This is a genomic window from Cryobacterium sp. 10I1 (assembly GCF_035019805.1).
GTDB classification, from domain to species: Bacteria; Actinomycetota; Actinomycetes; order Actinomycetales; family Microbacteriaceae; genus Cryobacterium; species Cryobacterium glucosi.
Genome location: NZ_JASJVF010000239.1, coordinates 1 through 4,964, shown reverse-complemented (window position 1 = coordinate 4,964; position 4,964 = coordinate 1). Strand labels below are relative to the sequence as shown.

6 protein-coding genes and 1 pseudogene are annotated in these 4,964 nt (G+C 69.0%); 1 reads left to right on the top strand and 6 read right to left on the bottom strand.

Features of this window, described 5'->3' with window-relative positions:
* The 6 genes and pseudogenes from QN345_RS15515 to QN345_RS15490 all read right to left on the bottom strand — a co-directional run.
* Positions 1-212 (bottom strand): annotated as a pseudogene (locus QN345_RS15515) (hypothetical protein); the annotation flags it as partial.
* Positions 196-936, bottom strand: coding sequence for a bifunctional 1-(5-phosphoribosyl)-5-((5-phosphoribosylamino)methylideneamino)imidazole-4-carboxamide isomerase/phosphoribosylanthranilate isomerase PriA (priA, locus tag QN345_RS15510; protein WP_134446977.1), 741 nt, complete (start codon positions 934-936; stop codon positions 196-198). The gene priA and the pseudogene QN345_RS15515, both read right to left, overlap by 17 nt.
* A gap of 61 nt (positions 937-997) precedes the next feature.
* Positions 998-1,630: an imidazole glycerol phosphate synthase subunit HisH gene (gene hisH, locus QN345_RS15505; RefSeq protein ID WP_322136131.1), complete on the bottom strand. Its 633-nt coding sequence runs from the start codon at positions 1,628-1,630 to the stop codon at positions 998-1,000.
* A complete protein-coding gene (gene hisB, locus QN345_RS15500; RefSeq protein ID WP_134446973.1) occupies positions 1,627-2,265 on the bottom strand; it encodes an imidazoleglycerol-phosphate dehydratase HisB in 639 nt (212 codons plus the stop codon). Before hisB ends, hisH begins: the two co-directional genes overlap by 4 nt.
* Before the next feature lie 25 nt (positions 2,266-2,290).
* Positions 2,291-3,370, bottom strand: a complete 1,080-nt coding sequence (locus QN345_RS15495) for a histidinol-phosphate transaminase (protein WP_370294541.1) — start codon at positions 3,368-3,370, stop codon at positions 2,291-2,293.
* A gap of 133 nt (positions 3,371-3,503) precedes the next feature.
* A complete protein-coding gene (locus tag QN345_RS15490) occupies positions 3,504-3,878 on the bottom strand; it encodes a LysM peptidoglycan-binding domain-containing protein (RefSeq protein ID WP_134446971.1) in 375 nt (124 codons plus the stop codon).
* A gap of 403 nt (positions 3,879-4,281) precedes the next feature.
* On the opposite strand from QN345_RS15490, the gene lexA reads away from it, so the two are divergent.
* Positions 4,282-4,905 (top strand): transcriptional repressor LexA, encoded by a 624-nt coding sequence (lexA, locus tag QN345_RS15485; protein WP_241975417.1) that lies wholly within the window; start codon positions 4,282-4,284, stop codon positions 4,903-4,905.
* Positions 4,906-4,964: the final 59 nt, after the last annotated feature.

The window sequence follows — 4,964 nt, the reverse complement described above, 5'->3', positions numbered from 1 at the left end:
TCCCCGGACTCCCTGTCGCGGTAGCGGGCGAGGGCGGCGAGGAGGTCGAGCGGGGCCGATCCGTCGTCGTCGGCGTGGTCGTTGGCTTCGAAGGCACGGCCGGCCCAGGGCTGCCCGGCGGAGTCGGCAGGGACGCCGGCGCGACCGGGGCCTCCCTGGCCTTCTGGGCCCCCGGGGAGGCCGGTCGATCCGAGATTAACGGCCGGCGACATCCAGGGCCTCACCGAGGGTGAAGGCGCCGGCGTAGAGCGCCTTGCCCACGATCGCGCCCTCGAGTCCGAGCGGGACCAGCTCGCGCAGGGCGACGAGGTCGGCCAGGCTCGAGATGCCGCCGGAGGCGACGACGGGACGGTCGGTGTGCGCGAGCACCTGCCGGAGCAGGTCGAGGTTCGGACCCTGCAGAGTACCGTCCTTGGTGACGTCGGTCACGACGTAACGGGAGCAGCCCGCTTCCTCGAGGCGGGCGAGCACCTCCCAGAGGTCGCCGCCTTCCTTCGTCCAACCGCGGGCGGCAAGGGTCGTGCCGCGCACGTCCAGGCCGACGGCGACCTGGTCACCGTGTTCGGCGATCACGCGGGCAGCCCAGTCCGGGTTCTCCAGGGCCGCCGTGCCGAGGTTGATCCGGCTGACGCCCGCGCCGAGCGCCGCCTGCAGGGAGGCGTCGTCGCGGATCCCGCCGGACAGTTCGATCTTGACTCCGGAGACCTCGCGGATGACCCGGCTGATCACGTCGGTGTTCGTGCCGCGCCCGAAGGCCGCGTCGAGATCGACGAGGTGGATCCACTCGGCGCCCTGCCTCGCCCAGTCGAGGGCGGCGTCGACGGGGTCGCCGTAGTTGGTCTCGGTCCCGGCCTCGCCCTGGGTGAGGCGCACGGCCTTGCCGTCTGCGACGTCGACAGCCGGGAGCAGGACGAGGCGGGGGGTGGTTTCAGTCACGGTAGTCCTCAGATCAGGGATGGGTGCGGCCGGGCCGCCGAACAAAAGCGAGAGGGGACGGTCAGTCCCGCAGGGTACCGATCCAGTTCTTCAGCAGGCGGATGCCGGCCTCGCCCGATTTCTCCGGGTGGAACTGGGTCGCGGAGAGCGGTCCGTTCTCGACAGCGGCGAGGAACGGTCCGCCGTGTTCCGCCCAGGTGAGCCGGGGCCGCGGGAACGGCGGCGTGACCTCGAGCGTCCACTCCTGGGCGGCGAAGGAGTGCACGAAGTAGAACCGCTCGTCCTCGATGCCGGCGAAGAGGCGCGAGTCCGGGTCGGGGGTGACGGTGTTCCAGCCCATGTGCGGCAGGATCTTGGCGGGCAGCTGGGCGACGGTGCCGGGCCATTCGCCGAGTCCCTCGGTGTCCGAGCCGCGTTCGACGCCGTGCTCGAACAGGACCTGCATGCCGACGCAGATGCCGAGCACCGGCCGTCCCCCGGCGATGCGGCGGTCGACGATCTCGTCGCCGCGCACGGCGGTGAGGGCGCTCATCACGGCGCTGAACGCTCCGACGCCGGGCACGACGAGGCCGGAAGCCTCGAGGGCGGTGCGGCGGTCGCTCGTCAGGGTCACGTCGGCGCCGGCGAGTTCGAGGGCTTTGACGGCCGAGTGCACGTTGCCGGTGCCGTAGTCGAAGACGACGACGCTCGTCACAGGGCGCCCTTGGTCGAGGGGATGCCGGAGACGAGCGGGTCGTAGGCCTTGGCCTGACGGAAGGCGCGGGCGAAGGCCTTGAATTCGGCCTCGGCGATGTGGTGCGGGTCACGGCCGCCGAGCACGGTGACGTGCACGGTGAGGGCCGCGTTGAATGCGATCGCCTCGAAGACGTGGCGCACCATCGAGCCGGTGAAGTGTCCGCCGATGAGGTGGAACTCGAAGCCGGCAGGCTCCCCGGTGTGCACGAGGTACGGGCGGCCGGAGATGTCGACGACAGCCTGGGCGAGGGCGTCGTCGAGGGGCACGAGCGCGTCGCCGTAGCGGGAGATGCCGGACTTGTCTCCGAGCGCCTGCCGGATGGCGAGTCCGAGCACGATGGCGACGTCTTCGACGGTGTGGTGCACGTCGATCTCGATGTCCCCCGACGCGCGCACGGTGAGGTCGGTCAGCGAGTGCTTGGCGAACGCGGTGAGCATGTGGTCGTAGAACGGCACCGAGGTGTGGATGTCGGAGACGCCGGTGCCGTCGAGGTTGATCGTCAGGTCGATGCTCGACTCGCTCGTCTCCCGCTGCAGGTGCGCGATGCGGGCCTGTGCGGTCGATGACTGTGCGGCCGGTGACTGTGAGCTCATGCGGCTAGTTTATTGGCCCGGGCGGTTACGCGTGGCCCAGTGCTTCGAGGGCGTCGAGGAATACGCTCGTCTCGCGCTCGGTGCCGGCCGTGACCCGCAGGTGGCCGGGGATCCCGACGTCGCGCACGAGGATGCCCTCGGCGAGCAGCGCCTCGAAGGTTCCGCGCGGGTCGGAGACCCCGCCGAACAGCACGAAATTGCTCCAGCTCCGCAAGGGGCGGTAGCCCAGCCGGTGCAGCTCGGTGACGAGGCGGTCGCGCTGGCCGCGGATGTCGTCGACCATGCGCAGCATCTCCGGCGTGTGCGCGAAAGCGGCGACGGCCGCGGCCTGGGTCAGCGCGGAGAGGTGGTACGGCAGGCGCACGAGCCGCAGCGCATCCGTCACGGCCGGGTCGGCGGCGAGGTAGCCCACCCGGGCCCCGGCGAATGCGAAGGCCTTGCTCATCGTGCGGGAGACCAGCAGGCGTTCCCTGCCGGGCAGCAGGGTGAGAGCGGATGCCGTTCCCACCGGAGCGAATTCGGCGTAGGCCTCGTCGACGACCACGATGCCGTCACAGGCGTCGTAGACGGCGGCGATCACGTCGAGAGAGAGCGGGGTGCCGGTCGGGTTGTTCGGGGAGCACAGGAAGACGAGGTCGGGATTGACCCGGTTGACCCAGTCGACGGCGCGTTCCGGGGTGAGTTCGAAGTCGGCGTCGCGGTCACCGGCGACCCAGCGGGTTCCGGTTCCCGAGGCGAGCAACGGGTACATCGAATAGGTGGGGGCGAAACCGAGGAGGGTGCGTCCCGGCCCGCCGAAGGCCTGCAGCACCTGCTGGAGAACCTCGTTGGAGCCGTTGGCCGCCCAGATGTTCTGACGGGTGAGACCGTGTCCGAGGTAGCGGGCCATCGCCTCGCGCAGTTCCGTGAATTCCCGGTCCGGGTACCGGTTGATCCCCCGGATAGCGGCGGCCAGTGCTGCGGCGATGTCGACGGCCACGTCCTCGGGGATGCCGTGGGTGTTCTCATTCACGTTGAGCGCGACCGGCACGTGCAGCTGCGGCGCCCCATAGGGAGTGAGCCCGCGAAGATTGTCGCGGAGAGGCAGGTCGTTGAGACTGGTCACTCCCCCCATGTTACCGATGGGCCTCAGCACCGGCGGGTCATATTGCCCGTGGTTCAGTATTTGGCTTGCTCAGTACTCCGGTGGTTCAGTATCCGGCTTGCTCACTGTCCGGCTTGCTCAGTATCCGGCTTGCTCAGTATTCGGCAGGGAGAGCCAAGCGCTGGCCCGGCTGCACGCTCTCGGAGGGCAGCTGGTTCAGGTTGACGATCTCGGCGATGACCTCGCGCGGATCGGCAGAAGGGGCGATGCGCTCGGCAAGCTGCCACAACGACTGGCCCGACTGGATCGTGACGTAGTCGAAGGTCGTCGCACTTCCACCCGCGTCGGCGCTCATGCCGCTGCCGCTCAAGGTGCTGCCGTCTGCGGCGGCGAGGCCGCCGTTGAGGGCGAGGGCAAGCGCGCCGACGACGAGGGGGACGCCGGCGATCGCGGTCAGCACGGCACGACCGCGCCGGGTGATGCGCAGCCGGGTGTGCGCCCCCGGGACCAGCTCGATTGTTGTGCTCATGTCTGCCTCCTGTGTATTCGTATCCGGCTCTCGGCCGGGAGAGCCGGATACGAAGCTATGTTCCGAATATATATTCGATTGTTCGAACAATCAAGACTTTCTCCGGTTATTATTGGGGTGAAGTACACGACACACTCGAATGAATGTCTGCACTTCGCCCCAGGCTGGTTACAGTTTCGATTGACTGGTGTGAACTCAACCAGCGACCACTGACATTCGGATACGGTCGCCTCACGGCATCCACCGGGGCGACCGCCCGCCACCGCCCACCGCCACCGACAGGAGCGACATCGTGACCCAGGACAGCGTGACCCCGGACAGCGTGACCCCGTTCGCCGGCAGTTCCCCCGAGCGCGGCGGAACACGTCGGAGGAAGAGCCTCAGCGACAAGCAGCGCGCGATCATGGACGTGATCCAGCGCTCTGTCGGCCAGCGCGGCTATCCGCCGAGCATGCGGGAGATCGGTGACGCCGTGGGCCTGTCGTCGCTGTCGAGCGTCACCCACCAGCTCAACCAGCTCCAGCTGAGCGGCTACCTGCGCAGGGACCCGAACCGGCCCCGGGCGCTCGAGGTCCTGATCGAGCTGCCGCAGTCGCCGGAGGACACCGCGGCCGGCGCCGCCGAGAACTTCCAGCAGGGTACCCCGGTGGGCGACGCGGCAATGGTGCCGCTCGTCGGGCGGATCGCGGCCGGTGTTCCGATCATGGCCGACCAGCAGGTCGACGAGATCTTCCCGCTCCCGCGCCAGCTCGTCGGCAAGGGCGAGCTGTTCATGCTCAAGGTCGTCGGCGAATCGATGATCGACGCCGCGATCATGGACGGCGACTGGGTCGTCGTCCGCCAGCAGAAGACCGCGGAGAACGGCGAGATCGTCGCCGCGATGCTCGATGGCGAGGCGACGGTGAAGGTCTTCCGGCAGCGTGACGGCCACACCTGGCTGCTGCCGAGGAACACCAACTTCGAGCCGATCCTCGGTGACCACGCCGAGATCCTCGGCAAGATCGTCGCCGTCCTGCGTTCCCTGTAGCTCCCTGTAGATCCCCCGTGCGCGCCAACTGCGCCGCTTCGCGCCAGGCAAGCCTGGCG

Coding starts and splice junctions, on each gene's coding strand:
- hisB (WP_134446973.1), bottom strand. CDS start 2,265: ATGAGCTCACAGTCACCGGCCGCACAGTCATCGACCGCACAGGCCCGC.
- QN345_RS15490 (WP_134446971.1), bottom strand. CDS start 3,878: ATGAGCACAACAATCGAGCTGGTCCCGGGGGCGCACACCCGGCTGCGC.
- lexA (WP_241975417.1), top strand. CDS start 4,282: ATGGACGTGATCCAGCGCTCTGTCGGCCAGCGCGGCTATCCGCCGAGC.